At 71.4% G+C, this 18,670-nt stretch carries 15 protein-coding genes and 3 pseudogenes; 8 read left to right on the top strand and 10 right to left on the bottom strand.

The annotated features are described in order from the left end of the window. The first annotated feature begins 17 nt into the window (after positions 1–17). A pseudogene (locus ACFVKT_RS08390) lies at positions 18–793 on the top strand (helix-turn-helix domain-containing protein). On the opposite strand, the gene ACFVKT_RS08395 reads toward ACFVKT_RS08390, so the two are convergent. Then, positions 783–1,916 carry a methyltransferase gene (locus tag ACFVKT_RS08395; protein WP_385728921.1) on the bottom strand — a complete coding sequence of 378 codons (1,134 nt, stop codon included), beginning with the start codon at positions 1,914–1,916 and terminating at the stop codon, positions 783–785. The pseudogene ACFVKT_RS08390 and the gene ACFVKT_RS08395 overlap by 11 nt on opposite strands. Positions 1,917–1,982: 66 nt before the next feature. Between ACFVKT_RS08395 and ACFVKT_RS08400 the strand changes: the two genes are divergently transcribed. After that, on the top strand, positions 1,983–2,627 hold the full coding sequence (locus ACFVKT_RS08400) for an alpha-ketoglutarate-dependent dioxygenase AlkB family protein (protein WP_385728923.1): 645 nt from the start codon (positions 1,983–1,985) through the stop codon (positions 2,625–2,627). Positions 2,628–2,675: 48 nt separating this feature from the next. Then, positions 2,676–3,923 carry an ROK family protein gene (locus ACFVKT_RS08405; protein ID WP_385728925.1) on the top strand — a complete coding sequence of 416 codons (1,248 nt, stop codon included), beginning with the start codon at positions 2,676–2,678 and terminating at the stop codon, positions 3,921–3,923. On the opposite strand, the pseudogene ACFVKT_RS08410 reads toward ACFVKT_RS08405, so the two are convergent. The 4 genes and pseudogenes from ACFVKT_RS08410 to ACFVKT_RS08425 form a co-directional block, all read right to left on the bottom strand. Beyond that, positions 3,920–4,324 (bottom strand): annotated as a pseudogene (locus ACFVKT_RS08410) (MFS transporter); the annotation flags it as partial. The gene ACFVKT_RS08405 and the pseudogene ACFVKT_RS08410 overlap by 4 nt on opposite strands. Further along, positions 4,319–4,417 (bottom strand): annotated as a pseudogene (locus ACFVKT_RS08415) (phosphotriesterase); the annotation flags it as partial. The pseudogenes ACFVKT_RS08415 and ACFVKT_RS08410, both read right to left, overlap by 6 nt. Then, on the bottom strand, positions 4,411–4,995 hold the full coding sequence (locus ACFVKT_RS08420) for a DUF4865 family protein (protein ID WP_385728926.1): 585 nt from the start codon (positions 4,993–4,995) through the stop codon (positions 4,411–4,413). The gene ACFVKT_RS08420 and the pseudogene ACFVKT_RS08415, both read right to left, overlap by 7 nt. A 19-nt stretch (positions 4,996–5,014) precedes the next feature. Continuing rightward, the gene (locus tag ACFVKT_RS08425) at positions 5,015–5,596 is read right to left on the bottom strand and encodes a TetR/AcrR family transcriptional regulator (protein ID WP_385728928.1); all 582 of its coding nucleotides are present in this window, start codon (positions 5,594–5,596) and stop codon (positions 5,015–5,017) included. 189 nt (positions 5,597–5,785) lie between these two features. On the opposite strand from ACFVKT_RS08425, the gene ACFVKT_RS08430 reads away from it, so the two are divergent. From ACFVKT_RS08430 to ACFVKT_RS08440, 3 genes are read left to right on the top strand one after another with little or no spacing between them, the layout of a single operon-like run. Beyond that, positions 5,786–6,076 (top strand): SHOCT domain-containing protein, encoded by a 291-nt coding sequence (locus tag ACFVKT_RS08430; RefSeq protein WP_385728930.1) that lies wholly within the window; start codon positions 5,786–5,788, stop codon positions 6,074–6,076. Further along, the gene (locus ACFVKT_RS08435; protein WP_385728932.1) at positions 6,073–6,831 is read left to right on the top strand and encodes an ABC transporter ATP-binding protein; all 759 of its coding nucleotides are present in this window, start codon (positions 6,073–6,075) and stop codon (positions 6,829–6,831) included. The genes ACFVKT_RS08430 and ACFVKT_RS08435 overlap by 4 nt, the downstream gene beginning before the upstream one ends. Beyond that, positions 6,828–9,389 (top strand): ABC transporter permease, encoded by a 2,562-nt coding sequence (locus ACFVKT_RS08440; protein WP_385728934.1) that lies wholly within the window; start codon positions 6,828–6,830, stop codon positions 9,387–9,389. Before ACFVKT_RS08435 ends, ACFVKT_RS08440 begins: the two co-directional genes overlap by 4 nt. Before the next feature lie 26 nt (positions 9,390–9,415). Here ACFVKT_RS08440 and ACFVKT_RS08445 read toward each other — a convergent pair whose 3' ends face one another. Continuing rightward, positions 9,416–9,931, bottom strand: coding sequence for an ATP-binding protein (locus ACFVKT_RS08445; RefSeq protein WP_385728936.1), 516 nt, complete (start codon positions 9,929–9,931; stop codon positions 9,416–9,418). 215 nt (positions 9,932–10,146) lie between these two features. Then, positions 10,147–10,470, bottom strand: a complete 324-nt coding sequence (locus ACFVKT_RS08450; RefSeq protein ID WP_385728938.1) for a hypothetical protein — start codon at positions 10,468–10,470, stop codon at positions 10,147–10,149. Positions 10,471–10,816: 346 nt separating this feature from the next. Between ACFVKT_RS08450 and ACFVKT_RS08455 the strand changes: the two genes are divergently transcribed. Then, complete coding sequence (locus tag ACFVKT_RS08455) at positions 10,817–11,941, top strand: PLP-dependent cysteine synthase family protein (RefSeq protein WP_385728940.1); 1,125 nt, start codon at positions 10,817–10,819, stop codon at positions 11,939–11,941. 108 nt (positions 11,942–12,049) lie between these two features. Here the strand turns inward: ACFVKT_RS08455 and ACFVKT_RS08460 are convergent, their stop codons facing one another. Both ACFVKT_RS08460 and ACFVKT_RS08465 read right to left on the bottom strand, forming a co-directional pair. Next, a complete protein-coding gene (locus ACFVKT_RS08460) occupies positions 12,050–12,529 on the bottom strand; it encodes an SRPBCC family protein (RefSeq protein WP_385728942.1) in 480 nt (159 codons plus the stop codon). A 106-nt stretch (positions 12,530–12,635) separates the two neighbouring features. Continuing rightward, positions 12,636–13,466, bottom strand: coding sequence for a DeoR/GlpR family DNA-binding transcription regulator (locus tag ACFVKT_RS08465; protein ID WP_385728944.1), 831 nt, complete (start codon positions 13,464–13,466; stop codon positions 12,636–12,638). A 271-nt stretch (positions 13,467–13,737) separates the two neighbouring features. Here ACFVKT_RS08465 and ACFVKT_RS08470 point away from each other — a divergent pair, with 271 nt between their 5' ends. Continuing rightward, a complete protein-coding gene (locus tag ACFVKT_RS08470; protein WP_385728945.1) occupies positions 13,738–16,140 on the top strand; it encodes a hypothetical protein in 2,403 nt (800 codons plus the stop codon). Here the strand turns inward: ACFVKT_RS08470 and ACFVKT_RS08475 are convergent. Next, positions 16,110–18,545, bottom strand: coding sequence for a right-handed parallel beta-helix repeat-containing protein (locus ACFVKT_RS08475; protein ID WP_385728947.1), 2,436 nt, complete (start codon positions 18,543–18,545; stop codon positions 16,110–16,112). The two genes, ACFVKT_RS08470 and ACFVKT_RS08475, sit on opposite strands and share 31 nt — an antisense overlap. Positions 18,546–18,670 lie beyond the last annotated feature (125 nt).

The following is an 18,670-nucleotide window of genomic DNA, read 5'->3' on the forward strand; positions in this document are numbered from 1 at the left end:
GCTGGTGTTTTTTCACCGTGCGGGGGACGGTGATCCACCTCGTCGAACCGCCCGCCGTCGTCGACATCGGCGTCGGTGTGCACGGTGTCGCGAGCCCCACGGACCTCTTCCGGCTGCCCGAGCTGTGGCAGCTGCACCTCTACCAGTACGAGGCCGAACCGACCGTCGACGGCAGGGCCCACTCCATCCACCCCGGCCGCGTGAGCCTCGTACCGCCCGAAGCACCACGGTCCGCTACCGCTACCGGGGCCGCTCGGAACACCTCTACGCCCACCTGCGCATCACTCCGGCCGGCCCGTCGCGCACCGTCCCCGTCATGCAGGACGCGGGACCCGAACTCCCCATGGTCTCGGGCCTGTTGCTCCACGCGATGACAGCGATCGGTCCCCGGAACCCCCGAGCGCACCAGGGCCGAGATCTGGACCGCGCTGTGGCGCACAGCCCACCTGACCCCGGCCGCCACCACGAGCCCCGGCCCCCACCCCGCGGTGAGCACGGCGATCGCCCACATCGAGGCCCGGCTGGCCGGCCCGCTCACCATCCCGGGGATCGCCCGTGCCGCGGGGTCTCCCACAACCACCTCGCCCGGCTCTTCCGCTCCGAGACGGGCACCACCGTGGTCGCCTACATCCGCCGCAGACTGGAGCGCGCCCACCACCTGCTGCGCGCCTCGACGCTCTCCATCCCGGCGGTGGCCGCGTCCGTCGGGATCCCGGACCTTCAGGCCTTCAACAAGGCATGCCGCAGAGAACTCGGGGCATCGCCGCGCACCCTGCGGGGCGCTACTTCTTGACGGCCCGAAGGACCACGAACTTCGCGTCGCTGGCGATGAGTTCACTGTTGCCGAAGAGCCGGCGCAGTTTCAGGTGATACCCGAGGTGGCGGTTGCCGATCACCCACAGTTCGCCGCCCGGCCGCAGCGCGCGGCGCGCGTCCGTGAACATACGCCAGGCCGTGGCGTCCGTCGTCGCCTGGTGCGAGTGGAACGGCGGATTGTTGAGTACGAGATCTACGCTGCCGTCGGCGAAGTCCGTCAGCCCGTCTCCGACGCGGAACTCCGCCTTCGTACCCTCGACGTTCGCCGCGAACGTCTCCCGCGCGGAGGCCACCGCCTGGTACGACTCGTCCACGAACAGCACCTCGGCCTCCGGGTTGGCCAGCGCGGCCGCCGTACCCACGACTCCGTTGCCGCAGCCCAGATCCGCGATGCGCTCGGGCCCGCGGCTGCGCGGCATGTGCTGGAGGAGGAACCGGGTGCCGACGTCGAGCCGGTCGGCGCAGAAGACGCCCGCGTGGTTGATCACGGTCCGGCCGGAGACCGTACCGACACCGTCGGGGAGCTCGTAACTGTAGGGCCACGGGTTGGAGTTCCGGGCGATCCCGGGGAACGGCGTGCAGAAGATGAGCCGGGCCTTCTTCTCGGCCAGAGAGGTGCGGGTCGGGCCGAGGATCCGCTCGAAGAGGTGCAGCGTCGAGGTGTGGATCTCCTTGACCATCCCCGTGCCGACGACGACCGTCCCCTCGTGCACGCCGGGCGCCAGCCGGTGCAGCTGGTCCTCCAGGAGCCCGAGGCTCTTCGGCACCCGGACGACCAGCACGTCGATGCGGTCGGGAGGCGTGTCCTGTGTGGTGAGAAGAGGCACCGCGGACTCCTCGACACCGGCTCGCGCCAGGTTCGCCCGCGTCGCCTCGCGGGCGAGGAAGGAGTCGGTGATCTGCGTCGGGTGGTGCGCCGAGAGCGCCGTGGCGAGTGCGCCCCACCGGTCACCGACCACCACGACCGAGCCCGACAGCGGGGTCCCGCTCTCCGCCAGATGCCGCAGCAGATACGTGTCTGCTGCGTCCCAGGCGCGCAGCTGGTCGCGGGTGTCCTCGGGGAAACGGGCGAGTGCGTACTCGCCCCAGGGTGTAGCCATAGAGTCGGTCATCGTGGGTCAAGGCTAACGGAGCCGCAGCTCAGCGCGGTGGGCGAGGACAGGCCGATGTCGATGTTGTTCCCCCGGGACCGTACGGAGGTCGCTCCGGACGCGGTCCACATGCCCGACTGGCTGGATGCCGACCGTCAACGGCAGCTCCTTGAGGCCTGCCGTGCCTGGGCCCGCCCACCGTCCGGCCTGCGCACGGTCCGCACCCCGGGCGGCGGCACGATGACCGCCCGGCAGGTCTGCCTGGGCTGGCACTGGTATCCGTACGGATACGCCCGCACGGTCGTCGACGGCGACGACGGTCCCGTGAAGCCGTTCCCCCAGTGGCTGGACGACCTCGGCCGCCGCGCGGTCACGGACGCCCTCGGAGCCGAGGCCGCGACAGCCGCGTACGACATCGCACTGATCAACTTCTACGACGCCGACGCCCGCATGGGCATGCATCGCGACAGCGACGAGAAGTCGGACGCGCCGGTGGTGTCGCTGAGCCTGGGCGACACGTGCGTCTTCCGGTTCGGGAACACCGCGACGCGCACCCGGCCGTACACGGATGTCGAGTTGCGCAGCGGTGACCTGTTCGTGTTCGGCGGGAAGTCCCGGCTCGCGTACCACGGGGTGCCGCGTGTGTACGCGGACACGGCGCCGCCCGAGTTGGGGCTGACCGGACGGCTGAACATCACGCTTCGGGTGAGTGGCTTCTAGACGACCGGGCGGGCCTCCGCAGGAGCGGATCATGGGAGACTCGCCCTCATGAACGGCAAGGCGGGCCCCCGGGCGGCGGGGGAAGGGAACACGCGGGCGCGGCTGGACCGGGGGCGCGGGGCGCTCGGTCCCGCGCTGGAGCTCGTGCACACCGGACGCGCGCCGACGCGCGCCGTGCTCACCGCCGAGCTGGGCGTCACCCGGGCGACGGCGGGCGCGGTGGCCGCGGAGCTGGAGGCACTGGGACTGATCAGGGTCGACGCGCGGCCCGGAGCGGCGGCGGGTTCGCAGGGCCGGCCCTCGCACCGCCTGGAGGTCGCCGAGGACGGTCCCGTCGCGCTCGCCGCGCAGGTGCACGCCGACGGGTTCCGCGCCGCTCTGGTCGGTCTCGGCGGGCGTCTCGTCGCCACCGCGCCCGGCGTCGAGACGGTCGAAGCCGATCCTGCGAAGGTGCTCGGCTCCGTCGTCGAAGCCGGCGCCGAGCTGCTCCGCGAGACGGGGCTGCGCTGTGTGGGCGCCGGACTCGCCGTGCCGTCCGCCGTCGCCGAACCGGAGGGGCTCGCCCTCAACCCGCTGCATCTGGCCTGGCCCGCGGGCTCCCCGGTGCGCCAGATCTTCGCCGAGAAGGTGCGCGCGGCCGGAATCCAGGGACCCGCGTTCGCCGCCAACGACGTGAACCTCGCCGCCCTCGCCGAACACCGGCACGGCGCGGGCCGCGGCGCCCGCGACCTGCTCTGCGTGGCCACCGGGCACCGGGGCGTCGGCGGCGCGCTGGTCCTCGACGGCCGCCTCCATACGGGCAGTTCGGGGCTCGCCCTCGAAGTCGGCCACCTCACCGTCAACCCCGAGGGCCGCCCCTGCTACTGCGGCAGCCGCGGCTGTCTCGACGTCGAGGCGGACCCGCTGGCCTTCCTCACCGCGGCCGGCCTCGACCCCGGCCCCGAGGTGTCGCTGCTCCAGCAGGCCAACGAGCTGATCCGCCACCAGTACGCCGACCCAGCCATCCGCCAGGCCACCGAGGCCCTGATCGACCGCCTGGGCCTCGGCCTCGCGGGCCTGGTCAACATCCTCAACCCGGACCGCATCATCCTCGGCGGCCTGCACCGCGCCCTCCTCGACGCCGACCCCGACCGCCTACGCGCCGTCGTCGCCGCCCGAAGCCTCTGGGGCCAGAGCGGCGGCGTACCCATCCTGGCCTGCACCCTGGACCACAACAGCCTTGTCGGAGCTGCCGAGTTGGCGTGGCAGCCGGTGCTGGACGATCCGCTGGGCGCGTTGGCCGAGGCCGGGGACTAGGCGGGTTCCACCGCGCACTCGGGCACACGGGCCTGTTCGGTACGGCGGACGAGGACCGGCAGGACCGTCATGATCCCCAGCAGGGCCATGCACGCGCCGAGCCACAAGGGCGCACGCAGCCCGAAAGCGCCGATCAGCGGCCCTCCCAGCGAGGTCGCGATGATGATGCCGAGCGTGATGAACGATGAGTGGACCGTGTTGACCAGGGGACGCGCATTGCCCTCGCGCTGCACGCGGGTCACCATCGCCGGATTCATGGTGACGCCGACCAGGCCGATCCCCATCATGAACACCACCGCGGGGACGGGCAGTTGGGCAAGCAGGGCGAAGCCGGTCAGGAAGCCCGCGTTGAGCCCCAGGCCGATGAGCAGCACGCCGAGGGTGTGGCGGTCGGCGAGCCGGGGGCTGCTCAGGAAGAGGTGGTCGTGCGCGTCGCACACCCCCAAGTCCTCAGGGGGCGTGTCCCCGAGGACGGTACGGACCATGCTCACCACTGACGGCCACGCGGGAGCCGGTCGCGCTCGGGCGTGTTGACGTACAGCACCTGGAACACCTCACCCGGCGCCTTCGGCGCGTCGTGGTCCCAGAGGGAGAAGTGCACGAGCTCCCAGTGACGGGGATCGACGACGGCGGCCGCGCACACGGCACCGTCCAGTCCTGCCAGCCGCTCAGCCTCCCGCACCGCCTCCGCCATCACCTCGGAGAGCCGCACCCCCTCGGGCACGCTCTGCCGCCGCCGCACGGCGACCGCGGCCGGCGAACCCGCGGCGACCCCCTCCTCGTACGACAGACCGGTCCAGTGCCGCACCTCCGGCCGCCCGAAGTCGTCGGCCAACCCCTGGAAACCAGGCCCCCAGAGGAAGGAGTTCATGCCCTCCGGGGCGTTCCACAGATAGAACGGCCCGTACTGGTTGACCGGCGACCCGTCGACCCCGCGCTCACGCATGAGGTACGCCTTCAGACCGAGGCCGGGGAAGTCGTCGAGCAGCGGCCCCTTGCCCGTCGCCCGGGTGCGGATGATGTCCATGTCGTAATCGGCGGGCAGCGTGACCTCGTACTGCATGGCGTGCATCGGTTGCCTCCTGAGGGGCTCAGCGGGGAATCGAGTGGGTGGCGCCGACCGGCCTGAGCAGGGAGAGCAGGCCGCGGACTCCCGTGTCGAAGGCGGCGGGTGAACCGGAGGCGCGCGCCAGCACATACCCGCCCTGCACGGTCGCCACGATCGTGGCGGCGACCTCCTCCGCGTCGAGTGAGGCGGCGAACTCGCCCTGCTCCTTGCCCTCTTCGACGATTCCGGCCAGCCGCTCACGCAGCCAGTCGATCGTCTCGTCGACCGGCGCCCGCAGCTCGTCGCTCGCGACCACTTCGGGGTCCATCGTCAGTCGCCCTACAGGACAGCCGCGCAGGACGTCGCGCTCGCGGCGCAGGTACGCCGCGATGCGTTCGTACGGGGATCCGGGCGTGCTCAGTACTCCCTCGGCGGTAGCGCGCAGCTCCTCGGCGGTGCGGCGGATCGCGGCGAGGGCCAGATCGGGCTTGCCCCTGAAGTGGTGGTACATGCTGCCCTGCCCCGCGCCCGCGCGCTCCAGGATCGCCTTGGGGCTGGTTCCCACGTAACCGCGCTCCCACAACAGCTCGCGCGTGGACTCGATCAGCCGCTCCGGAGTGCTCATGAACGCACTGTACATACCAGTAGGTACAGAAGTCGAGGGGCCGGGGAAGCAGCCGAGGGGAGCGTTCGTACTCCCGCGGAGGTACGCACACAGCCGCTGGCCGTACGACGACTCGGACCCCCGTCCGGGGCGAGTCTCAAGGCATCGGAACAGATTCCACAGACATCCCGAACGAGGAGATGACTTGAGATGCAGACCCTGGCGAACTGGGACGGCGGCCCCGGCCCGTGGATCCTCTTCTTCCCGCTTATCTGGGCGGCCGTCGTGATCGGCGTCGTGACCGTCCTGCGCCGCACCGTCTGGCGTGGCCGGCGCGGCCCGTGGCGCGCGATGGCGGACCCCCGCCCGACGGGTGACGCGCCGATCGCGGTGCTCGGCCGCCGCTTCGCCTCCGGCGAGATCGACGAGGACGAGTACTGGCGACGGCTCTCCGTCCTGGACGAGCAGTTCGGGCCCACGGGCAAGGGCGGTGCGGCATGACCACCCTGACGGTCACTCAGGCGGCGGCCCGTGTCTCCGACGCCGTCAAGGTGTACGGCAGCGGGGACACCGCCGTGCGGGCCCTGGACGGGGTGAGCGTCGGCTTTCCGGCCGGGCGCTTCACCGCGATCATGGGGCCCTCGGGGTCCGGCAAGTCCACCCTGATGCACTGCGCGGCGGGCCTGGACACCCTCACCTCCGGTGCGGCCTTCATCGGCGACACCGAGCTGAGCACGCTCGACGACCGCCGCCTCACCCTGCTGCGCCGCGACCGTGTCGGCTTCGTCTTCCAGGCGTTCAACCTGGTCCCGACGCTGACCGTCGCGGAGAACATCACCCTGCCGCTGGACCTCTCGGGGGCGAAGGGCTCACGGGAGTGGATCGACGCGCTCGTCGACGTCGTCGGCCTGCGCGACCGACTTCACCACCGTCCCAGCGAACTCTCCGGCGGACAGCAGCAACGCGTCGCCGTGGCACGGGCGTTCGCCGGACAGCCCGACGTGGTCTTCGCCGACGAACCGACCGGAAACCTCGACTCGCGCTCCGGCGAGGAGGTGCTCGGCCTTCTCGGCCGGGCGGTGCGCCAGATGGACCGTACGGTCGTCATGGTCACCCACGACCCGGTCGCCGCCGCACACGCCGACGAGGTCGTCTTCCTCGCCGACGGCCGCCTCGTGGACCGGATGGAATCCCCGACGGCGGACAAGGTCCTGGACCGGCTGAAGGCCTTCGACGGCAAGGGGTCACCGTCATGAACGCCTCCCTGCGCATTAGCGTCTCCTCCCTGCGCGCCCACAAGCGACGCTTCGCCGGTACGTTCCTCGCGGTGGTCCTCGGTGTCGCCTTCCTGGCCGGAACACTCGTCATGGGCGACACCCTGCGCGCCAGCTTCGACACGATGTTCGGCAACGCGAGCAGCGGCACCGACGCCGTCGTCCGCAGCGCCGACACCATCACCACGCCCGGTGAGAGCGAAGGAGTGCGGCAGCCCGTCGACACCGACCTGGTATCGACGATCGGGCAGACCCCGGGTGTGGCGGCCGCCGTGCCCGACATCCAGGGCGCCGGCCAGCTCGTCGGCGCCGACGGCAAGCCCATCGGCGGCCAGGGCCCGCCCACCCTCGCGGGCAACTGGATCGACGACCCGGAACTCAACGCCTACCAACTCGCCGAAGGGCGGGCCCCGTCGAGGTCCGGCGAGGTCGTCGTCAACCGGGGCGCCGCCGACAAGGGCGACCTGAAGATCGGCGACACCACCACGCTGCGCACGCCCGACCCCGTCGAGGTGACGATCGTGGGCCTCGCGACCTTCGGCGGCGAGGACGGCATGGCCCAGGTGACCTTCACCGGTATGACCCGGGCCGACGCCGAGAAGTACCTCACCGCCAAGCCCGGCGAGGCCGCGAGCATCCGCGTGCGGGCCGGCCCCGGCATCAGCCAGGAGGAACTCGTCTCCGCTCTGACGCCTGTACTGCCGAAGGGAGTTGAGGCGATCACCGGCCAGGAGTCGGCCCAGGAGAACACCGACATGATCTCCAGCCAGTTCCTGAGCATCTTCACCACCTTCCTCCTGGTGTTCTCCGGCATCGCACTCCTCGTCGCGACCTTCTCCATCCACAACACCTTCGCGATCGTCGTCGCCCAACGCACCCGCGAGAACGCCCTGTTGCGTGCACTCGGCGCCTCACGCCGCCAGGTGACCGTCTCGACGCTCATCGAGGCGAGCGTGGTCGCCGTGACCGCGTCGGCCGTGGGTCTCGTCGCCGGTATCGGCATCGCGGCCGGACTGCAAGCACTGTTCCCGGCCATCGGATTCCCGTTCCCCGAGGGCGACTTGGTGATCAGCGGACTGTCCATGGCGCTGCCGCTCGCGGTCGGCGTCATCGTCTGCCTCGGCTCCGCGCTGCTGCCCGCCGTACGCGCCGGCCGCACCGCACCCCTGGCCGCACTGCGCGAGACAGCCGTCGACCAGTCCGGGGCCTCCAGCACCCGCGCCGTGGTCGGCGGCGGCCTGGCCGCGCTCGCGATCGGCATCACGCTGTTCGGCGTACTGGCGAGTCCGTCCCTGTGGCTCGCGGGCCTGGGCGCCATCCTGGCCCTCGCCGCCTTCGTGGTCCTCGGTCCCGTCGCGTCCTCGACAGCCGTACGCGTCCTCGGCATGCCCCTCGACAGGCTGCGCGGTGTCACCGGCGGACTGGCCCGGCGCAACGCCCTGCGCAGCCCGAAGCGGACCGCCGCCACCGCGAGCGCCCTGATGATCGGCGTCGCCGTCGTCTCCCTGTGCACGGTCTTCGGCGCCTCGCTCAAGGCCACCATGGACCAGACGGTCTCCCGGTCCTTCGCGGGTGATGTCGCCGTCAGCACCCCGTCGTTCGGCGCGGGCGGCAGCGGTCTCAGCCCGAAGCTGGCACCCGCGATCGCCGAGCAGCCCACGGTCGAGAACGCCGTCGGCCTGGGCCGCGGGGTCGCCGAAGTCAACGGCAAGGGACGGGCGTTGACCGTCACCGACCCGGTCACCCTCGGCAAGGTCTTCGACCTCGGCGAGGTACGCGGCTCGCTCGACGACCTCGGCACCGACGGCATCGCCATCACCGGGAACGAGGCCGACAAGCAGCACCTCAGGGTCGGCGACACCGCCCAACTCGCCTTCACCGACGGCAAGAAGGAGACATTCACGGTCCGCGCGGTCTACGGACAGTCGGAACTCGCGGGCGACTACGTCATCACCCGCGCCGCCTGGAACCCGCACCGCACCCAGGACGCCGACACACTCGTCGCCGTCTCCTTCAAGGACGGCGTGAGCACGGCCGACGGCAAGGCCGCCGTCCAGAAGGTCGCGGAGCAGTACGGCAACCCCGAGGTGCAGACCCGCGAGGAGTACGCGCAGTCCTCGGCCGGCGGCATCGACATGATGCTGACCCTGGTCTACGCCCTGCTCGCCCTCGCGGTGCTCATCGCCCTGCTCGGCATCGCCAACACGCTGACACTCGCGATCCACGAGCGCACCCGCGAACTCGGCCTGCTGCGGGCCGTCGGCCAGACCCGGGCGCAGTTGCGCGCCATGGTCCGCTGGGAGTCCGTCCTGGTCGCCGCCTTCGGTACGGCGGGCGGACTCGCCCTCGGCGGCTTCCTCGGCTGGGTGCTCGTCAAGGCCTCGGACGGTGCGAGCGACAGCGACTTCGCTTTCGCCCTGCCGCCTGTGCAGCTCGTGGTGGTCACCCTGGTCGGCCTCACCGCCGGAGCCCTCGCGGGCCTGCGTCCGGCACGTCGGGCGGCACACCTGGACGTGTTGCGTGCCATCGCCACCGAATGACGTACGAGGAGGGTGTCACCGCCCGGTCAGCCGGCAACGGCGGACCGGGCGGGAGCGTGTTCGGGCCTGAGGCCGTCGACCGGTTGCAGACGCGGGGCCTCGCATGCCGTGTCGTACGGAGGAAGGACGGGCACCGCCACGACGGGCGCCGGCGCCGGGAGTGTGAACCACACGACCTTGCCCGACTCGCCGTCAGGACGCACGCCCCAGCTCTCGCTGACCGCGGCGACCATCGCAAGACCGCGCCCGCAGGTGGCGGCGGGGTCCGCGTCCCGAACCTCGGGAAGGCGGGGGTCGTGGTCGTGCACCGAGACCGTGAGCCGGTCGAGCAGCAGCTCGATCTCCACGGTGCACAGCTTGTCGGGCTGGGCATGCCGGTGGACGTTGGTCAGCAGCTCGGTCACACCGAGCGCGGCCGGGTCTATCAAGGGGTCCAGATGCCAGTAGCGCAACTGCGCAGATACGATTCTGCGGACCTGGCCGATCCGCGACGGCAGGGCTTGGAGCTCCACCGTGCAATGCCTGCTTGGCTGGCTGATCACGGCTGCGACTCCCCGAATTGAGGTCCGGAAGAAGACGGAGATCGGGCCGGCAGAGTGGCTGAGTGGAACGGCCGCCTGCTGACGTGGCCGGCGGGCTGGTTCGCAGCGTTATCGCCGGTAAACCCAGAGTAGTGATGTGAGAACAGAGTGACTCAAGGGGTGCGGTCCTGCAACTCGCGGGCGCTTCTGCCCCCGCAGCCCCTGTCGCCGTGGCTTCAGTGCTTGCGCCCCGCGGCCTTGCGTACGGCCTCTATGAAACGACGGGCCGAGGGCGGGCCCGGCTTGCCCGGAGCGGGGTCGTGCTCGCCGAGGGTGAGCGAGTACCGGGTGCCGTTGACGTCCGCCAACGCCCGGTCCTCCGGCGCGAACCACGGCTTGGAGGCGCGCACCGCCTGCACGGGCGCGCTGTCGATCTCGCTCCCGTAACTGGTGAGCAACTCCAGCCTGCCATCGCTGATCCGGACCTGTCCGGCCCGGGTGAGCGAACGCAGCCTCTTCCCGATCCGCACGCCCGTGGCCGTGAACTCCGGCTCCGCCATGATGCCCCGCCCCCTTGTGCGCTTCGGCCGTGCTCTGTCGTGATCCAGTGTGCACCCCACCGAGAGGGCCCGGCTCATTCTCGATGAGCGTCGCGCTGCCGACCCTGGTCCCGCGGTGCAGTCTGCCCGCACCCGGCGGCGAGCACCAGTGCGCATGGCGAGGTCATGACGGGAACGGGAGCACTTGTCCGGATGCGCCCCCGCCGTCCCGCACACCCGTGCTCCAGGGGTGCCTTTGGGGTGCCCAAAGGCATGTTTATGCAGGTGAGAAGCGTGCGGAAGGTGCCTATGATCGAAGGTGTCCGACCTCGTGACCCGGCGTCGGCGCGATCCGAAGGAGCCCGCCGTGACCACCCCTCAGCAGACCCGGACCGGCGAAACCCTCGACGTCGACCGAAGCGACCCGGGGTACCGGGCCTGGCTCAAAGAAGCCGTGCGCAAGGTGCAGGCCGACGGCAACCGCTCGGCCGACACACATCTGCTGCGCTTCCCGCTCCCCGAGCAGTGGGGCATCGACCTGTATCTGAAGGACGAGTCGACGCACCCCACTGGCAGCCTCAAACACCGGCTCGCCCGCTCTTTGTTCCTCTACGGGCTGTGCAATGGCTGGATCCGGCCGGGCCGTCCGGTCATCGAGGCGTCCAGCGGCTCGACGGCCGTCTCCGAGGCCTACTTCGCGGGACTCATCGGCGTGCCCTTCATCGCGGTCATGCCCCGCAAGACGAGCGCCGAGAAGTGCCGCCTCATCGAGTTCCACGGCGGCCGGTGTCACTTCGTGGACGACTCCCGCAAGATGTACGAGGAGTCGGCCGCCCTCGCGGCAGAGACCGGCGGCCACTACATGGACCAGTTCACCTACGCGGAACGGGCGACGGACTGGCGCGGCAACAACAACATCGCCGAATCCATCTTCCGCCAGCTGGAGTTGGAGCGGTTCCCGGAGCCCGCGTGGATCGTCGCCACAGCCGGCACCGGCGGCACCTCGGCGACCCTCGCGCGCTACGTCCACTACATGCAGCACGACACCCGTATCTGTGTCGCCGATCCGGAGAACTCGTGCTTCTTCGAGGGCTGGACCACCGGCGATCCGGACGTCACCTGCGACTGCGGTTCGCGCATCGAGGGCATCGGCAGACCCCGTATGGAGCCGAGCTTCGTGCCCGGCGCCATCGACCGGATGATGAAGGTGCCGGACGGGGCCAGCGTGGCCGCTGTAAGAGCGCTGGAACAGGCCATCGGCCGCAAGGCGGGCGGCTCGACCGGAACCGGCCTGTGGGGCGCGCTGAAGATAGTCGCCGAGATGGTCGCGGAGGGACGCACGGGGAGCGTGGTGACGCTGCTGTGCGACCCCGGGGACAGATATCTCGACAAGTACTACTCGGACGCGTGGCTGGCCGAACAGGGGCTGGACATCGCGCCGTACACCAGGGCGATCGCGTCGCTGCTGGAGACGGGTGTCTGGCAGAACTGACGTAGGGGAGACGCCGCTGGGAGGGTCACCGGCCGGCCGGACGGCGGTGACACGGTCACGTGCCGGCCGGGCGTTGGTCGAGGCGGCCTTGGGACGGTCGCGCGTAGGTCAGACGTTCGTCGACGCCAGCCGCCGGTCCAGCGCCGTCACCGTGTCGCGGAACGTTCGTGCCAGGGCCGCCCGGCTCAGCCTGAGCGCCAGCCGGAAAGGCGCTGTGCCGTCCGTGGCGAAGGTCCACTGGACCCGTGTGCCCGTCCCTTCGGGGGTGAGCCGCCACTCCTCGACCAGGGCGCGGGCCCCGGGTGCGTTAGTGACGTCCACTCGGTACGTGTACACCTCGGGAGCCGTCGCCACGAGCACCGTCTCCTGGAAGCGAATGCCGCCCCGGAGCCGGATCTCACGCCCGGCGCCGTCCTCCGCCGACCGGGCGAGGGTCACCGCCGAGAACCACTCCGCCCAGCCGGGAACATCCTCGGCGAGCGCGCGGAAGACCGCCTCCGGGGACGCGGTCACCACCCTGGCGAACACCAGACGCACCGGAGCGCTCTCGATGAACTCGGGTCCTACCGGGCGCAGTTGATGTGCCATGTACGAACCCCCTGGGGGGACGCGGTTCCGGGCGGAAACGGGCAGTGACGGAGCGCGCCCGCACCGCGTGGGGGCGAGGGCAACCGTCACCATAGCTGGCGGACCGTCAGGTGTCTGTATCGTCTCCGGGCTCACCGGCCACCACCAGGCGCCTGAGGTGCTCCGAGATCTCCTCGCGGGCCTCGGCCGGCAGACCCGCGTCGGTGACAAGCGTGTCGACCTGCTCGAGCGCGGCGAACGAACTCAGGCCCACCGTGCCCCACTTGGTGTGGTCGGCGACCACGACGACCCGCCGCGCGGACTGCACCAGCCGCCGGTTGGTCTCGGCTTCCGCCAGGTTCGGCGTCGACAGGCCCGCCTCGACCGATATCCCGTGCACACCCAGGAACAGCACGTCGAAGTGGAGCGCCCCGATGGCCTGATCGGCCACGGGCCCGACCAGCGAGTCGGACGGCGTGCGCACCCCGCCCGTCAGGACGACCGTGGCGGCACCCTGCCGCTGCCCGGAGACGCGCTGCGCCGAATGGAACACATCAGCAACCCGCACCGAGTTGGTGACCACGGTCAGGTCGGGGACGTCCAGGAGATGCTGGGCCAGCGCGTACGTCGTCGTACCGCCAGAGAGCGCGATCGCCGTGCCCGGTGCGACCAACTCGGCGGCGGCGCGCGCGATGTCCTCCTTGGCGGTGAGCTCCAGGCCCGACTTGGCCTCGAAACCCGGTTCGTGTGTGCTCGCCTCGACCAGCGGCACCGCGCCGCCGTGCACCTTCTCCACCACGCCCTGGCGGGCGAGGGCGTCGAGGTCGCGGCGGACCGTCATGTCGGAGACGCCGAGCTTGCGGGTCAGTTCGTTCACGCGGACGCCACCGCGGCGTCGTACTTCGTCGAGGATCAGGGCGCGACGCTGCTCCGCGAGGAGGTTCTGATTCTCACTCACGTCCGCTCCGGTTCCTTTCGTCCAAGCCTGTCGACACTCCGTCCGAACCCACTCCCACGTGGACATTCTCCCCGTCCGAGGGCTTCAGGACGCCTCATCCTCGCACGGGTCACCGACAGCCGCGCCACTGCCCGTACAGACTTCCGCCACGCTGCTGTCACACGTATCGGGGAGATTCCGTGACGACGGGTGCACACAGCGTCCGCGGGCGGGATCCTTGTGCCTGCACATGACACATGGGAGACACGCGGCACGGGGGAAGTGCGAAGCGGTGGAAGCTGCACGGGAAAACGGTTCGACGGGGGAGCTCGGCAGCCCCGTACAACGGCCCGAAGCGGCCGCACCCGCCCTGGAACTCCTGGTTCACGGAGTGGGCGGAGCTTCACCCGAGGGGATGCTCGACGACCCTCGGACAGTGCGCATCACCGGCGACGAGACGGCGGCCGTCTACCGGCGCATAGCCGACGCCGACGCCGAGCGGCACCCCGGTGCCCAAGGGGGCCGGCCGGTGCCCGAGGCCTACGTATGGTGCAACCTCACGTCGGGCAACGGCTCGCGCGCCCTGTGGCTGTTGCTGCTGCCCTTCATGGTGGTCAACCTCGCGCACTGGATGCGCCCCACCACCCGGGGCCGCACGCGCACGGTCCGCCTGTACGGCCTGCTGGTCCGCCTGGCCGGACTCACCCTCACCGTGCTCCTGGTCGCCGCCGCCTGCGAGGTCGCCCTCGACCTGGCCGCCTGGCAGTGCGCGGGCACGCGCGCGTGCGCCGCGGAGCACTCCTGGCTGGAGTTCCTCTCACCGGCCGCGTCCCACGACGGCTGGTGGACCCAGCCCGGCCGCCGTCTCGCCCTGGCCTCCCTGGTGCCCACTGCGCTGACCGCCCTCCTGTGGTACCTGTCCCACCGCACCTGGAGCGCGTACGAGTCGCAGCAGCCGATGTCCCGCAAGGCCGAGCCCGACGAGGAGACCGGCCGGTCAGGGCTTGGCCGGCCCGGATTCTGGTACGGGCGCCGGCTGGTGGCCCGGCTGCGCGCCGCGCACACCGCCGCGGGCCTCCTGACGGTCGCCGCCGCCGTCGGCACCTCCGCCGCGCGTTACGACCGCACGTCGGACGGCCCCGCCGCACTGGCGACCCTGGGCCTGCTCCTGGACGTCGTTCTCGTGGCGGGTTTCGTCGTCGTGGTGTGGGTGGTGTGCCGCAGGGGTCGCACCGAGAACCGCCTCGACGAGGAACTGGACCAGCCCCTGGTGCGCTGGCTGCCCACTGGTTCCGTCATCCTGCTGGCCCTGACCCTGCTGTACGCAGGCTGGTCTCGGCCCGGCTGGCACTCCCAGGGGCGGCTGCCCGGCGACATGACGTTCGGCGGCATCGCCCTTCTCCAGGGACTGCTCGTCATCGTGCTGGGAGTGGTGGCTCACATCCTGTTCCGCGCCCGGCCCGATACACGCACCGCGATGCGCGGTCTGGCCGGTCCCGCCGTCGCCATGCTGGCCTGCGCGCTGGGCGGCGTGATGTCCGGAGGGGTGTCCCAGCGTGTCGCCGACTGGCTGGACGGCACCCGGAGCTCGATCCCAGGCCCGCCCGTCCTGCTGACCTGGCAGGCCTCCACGATCCCCGTGCTCCTCGTCGTGCTCGCCTTCCTCGTCGGCTGGCTGTCCTGGCGCACCTGGCTGCTGCGCAAGCGGGAGACGGTCGCCGTGGAGTTCGACTACGAGGGCGAGCCCCAGGACCCCGTCCGTACGCGCCACATCGCGAGCACGCGCGCGATGGCCTCCCTCACCGACAGGGCGCCCCTCCTGATCGCCGTCGTCTCGTCCGCCACCTGGCTGCTCGGCGCGGGAGCGCTGGCCGGAGCGCTGGCGACCGAGGACGCTCCCAGTGAGGCCGCGCACGGGACGCAGGCGTTCGTCCAGGGCGCCGCCGAGACCGCGCAGGCGCTCGGCTCCTGGCTGATCGGCCTCGGCTTCATACTGTTCGTCACCTGGGGCCGCCGCGCCTACAAGGACCCGGCGGCCCGCCGCACCATCGGCATCCTCTGGGACGTCGGCACCTTCTGGCCGCGCGCAGCCCACCCCTTCGCGCCGCCCTGTTACGCCGAGCGCGCCGTGCCCGACCTGACCTGGCGCATGGCCACCTGGACCCGTGCCACCGGCGGACGGCTCGTCGTCTCCGGGCACTCCCAGGGCAGTGTGCTGGCCGCCGCGGCGGCCTGGCAGCTGAAGCCGTCCGTACGCAAGCGGGTCGCGCTCCTCACCTACGGCTCACCACTGGAGCGGCTGTACGGGCGCTGGTTCCCGGCCCACTTCGGCCCGGCCGCCCTCGCCTCCCTGCACCGTGACGTCGCCTGCTGGCGCAATCTGTACCGGCTGAGCGACCCCATCGGCGGAAGCGTCAGGTTGGCGGGGGAGTGCGGCCCTGAGGTGGACCGGGAGCCCCTCAAGGACCCGCTGGCCTACGGACGCACCACAGAGCACCCGCTGCCCGCGCCGATCCTGGGCCACTCCGACTACCAGGCGGATCCCGCCTTCGCCGTCGAGAGGGAGGAGCTGCTGGCCCGGCTGACGCCGGACGTGCCGCTTCCCCGCGCGCGGAAGAACGACGGCGCGCCGGCCGCCCCGCGACCTCGGGACGACGGCCCGCCTCAGGGGAGTTCGGGGAGGTCCTCCGAATAGAGGAGGGTGAGGTCGTCCGTGCTCGGCTCCGTGAGCTGGGCGACCCGCCCCGCGTGCCGCTCGACCATCGCCTCGAATGTCTGCCGCGCGGTGCGGCCGTTGCCGAAAGCGGGTCCCTTGGGGATCGCCGTGAAGTACTTCGTCAGGGCCTCGGGCGCCCCGGCGGCCAGCCGGTATTCGTGCTCCTCGGCCTGCTGCTCCACGATCCGCAGCAGCTCCTCGGGGTCGTAGTCGCTGAAGGTGATGGTCCGTGAGAAGCGGGACGCCACACCGGGGTTGACGGTCAGGAAGCGCTCCATCTCGGCCGTGTAACCCGCCACGATGACCACCACCGCCTCCCGGTGGTCCTCCATCAGCTTCACCAGTGTGTCGATGGCCTCGCGCCCGAAGTCGCGGCCCGAGTCCTCGGGCGACAGCGCGTAGGCCTCGTCGATGAACAGCACCCCGCCGCGCGCCCTGTCGAACGCCTCCTGCGTGCGGATCGCCGTGGAACCGATGTGCTCGCCGACCAGGTCCACGCGGGACACCTCGACGAGATGCCCCTTCTCCAGGACGCCGAGCGAGGCGAGGATCTCGCCGTACAGCCGCGCGACGGTGGTCTTGCCGGTGCCGGGGGAGCCGGTGAAGACCAGATGGCGCCGTGCGGAGGCGGCTTTGAGGCCCGCCAACTGGCGGCGCCGGCCCACCTCGATCATGTCGGTGAGGGCGCGCACCTCGCGCTTGACGCTCTCCAGGCCCACCAGCGTGTCGAGTTCACCGAGGACGTCCTGCGACGAACGCGTCGGCTGCTCGGGCTCCTGCGCCGCGACGAGCGGCTCCTGCTCGGTGGTGCGCTGGCCCGGGATCGCGCCCAGCAGGCTCGTCGTCGCACTTGACGTCTGTACGGCGGTCTCGTGCGCCGGGGACCGCAGGCCCGCGCTCTCGTCGCTCGTGCAGTCCTCCATGACCGGCCCGTCGCCCGCGCCCTGTGCGGTTTTGGCGTCGGCGAACTCGTAACCCCCGCGCGCACACCGCTCCGTACGGCACTTCTTCAGCGTCGCACGGGCGCCGTCGATCACATGGAAGCCGTAGCCCCCGCTGTCCGTCACCCGGCAGTTGTGGAAGCTGCCCCGGCCACCCGCCGACACATAGAAGCCGGCCTCGGCGGGCGAGGTGACCGTGCAGCGCTCGATGGTGGGATCGGCTCCCTTGGTGACGATCACGCCGGTCTGGGTGCCGTCCACGGTGCAGCCGGACAGGGTGCCGCCGCTGCCGTGGTCACGGAACCAGGCGCCCGTCGCGGCGTCCCGGATACGGCAGTCGTCGAGCTGAGCGGTCGCGCCGTCGCTGACCGACACGGCGGTGTTCCGCACCTGAGAGAGGTCACTGTCGACGACATCCGCGCGGGAACCGCGGTCCAGGACGAACAGGGCGTCCGGCACGTCGTGCACCCGGCACGAGTCGAGTACGGCGGTCGCGCCGTCGCTGATCCACACCGCGGGGTAGTCGCCGGTGCTGTCGAAGATCTCGCACTGGTTGGCGTCCACCCGCGTGCCCGGGTCCCAGACCGACAGACCGTTGCGCCCGAACTGCCGCACGGTGGTGCGCGTCAGCGTGAGGACCGAGCGCGAGCGCAGATCGACGGCGTTCTCCGGGATGTCGTGGATGCGGCAGTCGGCGAGCGTGAGCACCGCGTCCGTGTCGAGGGTGATGCCGTCCCCGGTCGTACGGTGCACATCGCAGTCGGTGAGATGGCCCGTGGCCCGCCCGGTGATCTGTACCCCGGAGCCCTTGACCTCGTAGATCTCGCAGCCGACGGCCTCCAGCGACGAGCCCTCGCCGGTCGCCGACAGGCCCGCGCCGGAGGCGTGATGGACCCGGCAGCGCTCCAGGCGCGGACGGCCGCCGCCACGGACGACGATGCCCGACTGGCCCGCGGCGACGACCTCGCACTCCTCGAACACCCCACCGCCGCCGTCCAGTACGGCGATGCCGATACCGGCCGGATTGTCGACCGTGCAGCGGCGGACGGTCGGACGGGCGCCGCCGCGCACCTCGATCCCGGCGGCGGAACGCGTGACGATCCGCACATCCAGCAGCTCCGGGGTGCCCTCCTCGACGAGCAGCGCGGGCGCGGCGGAGTCCTGGCCCTCCACATGCAGGTCCTGGACCACGGCGGAGGCGCACACGGTGAGGGGCACTCCGTCGACCGGCGCGATGCGTACGGAGCCGGGGGAGCCCTCGGGGCCGCGCAGCGTCACCGCGCGCTGGACCACCAGGTTCTCCCGGTAGGTGCCCGGAGCGACAGTGAGGACGTCACCGTCGCCCGCCGCTTCCAGAGCGGCGGCCAGCGATGCGTACTCACCCGTGCGGCGCCGCCACCGCGAGGTGCCGGTGTGCGTCACCTGGACCGTGCCCTGTGCCATGGCGCTGTTGTGCCCCCACCTCGTGATATGCGGGTCCTGCGAGGCCGAACCGAAACCCCGTCGGCATGACGGAAAGCCTCTCACGACGGTGCCGAAGACCTCGCCGGTCCACCGTAGCGTGCGCG

The sequence above is a fragment of the Streptomyces sp. NPDC127595 genome (assembly GCF_042671685.1).
Taxonomy (GTDB): Bacteria; Actinomycetota; Actinomycetes; order Streptomycetales; family Streptomycetaceae; genus Streptomyces.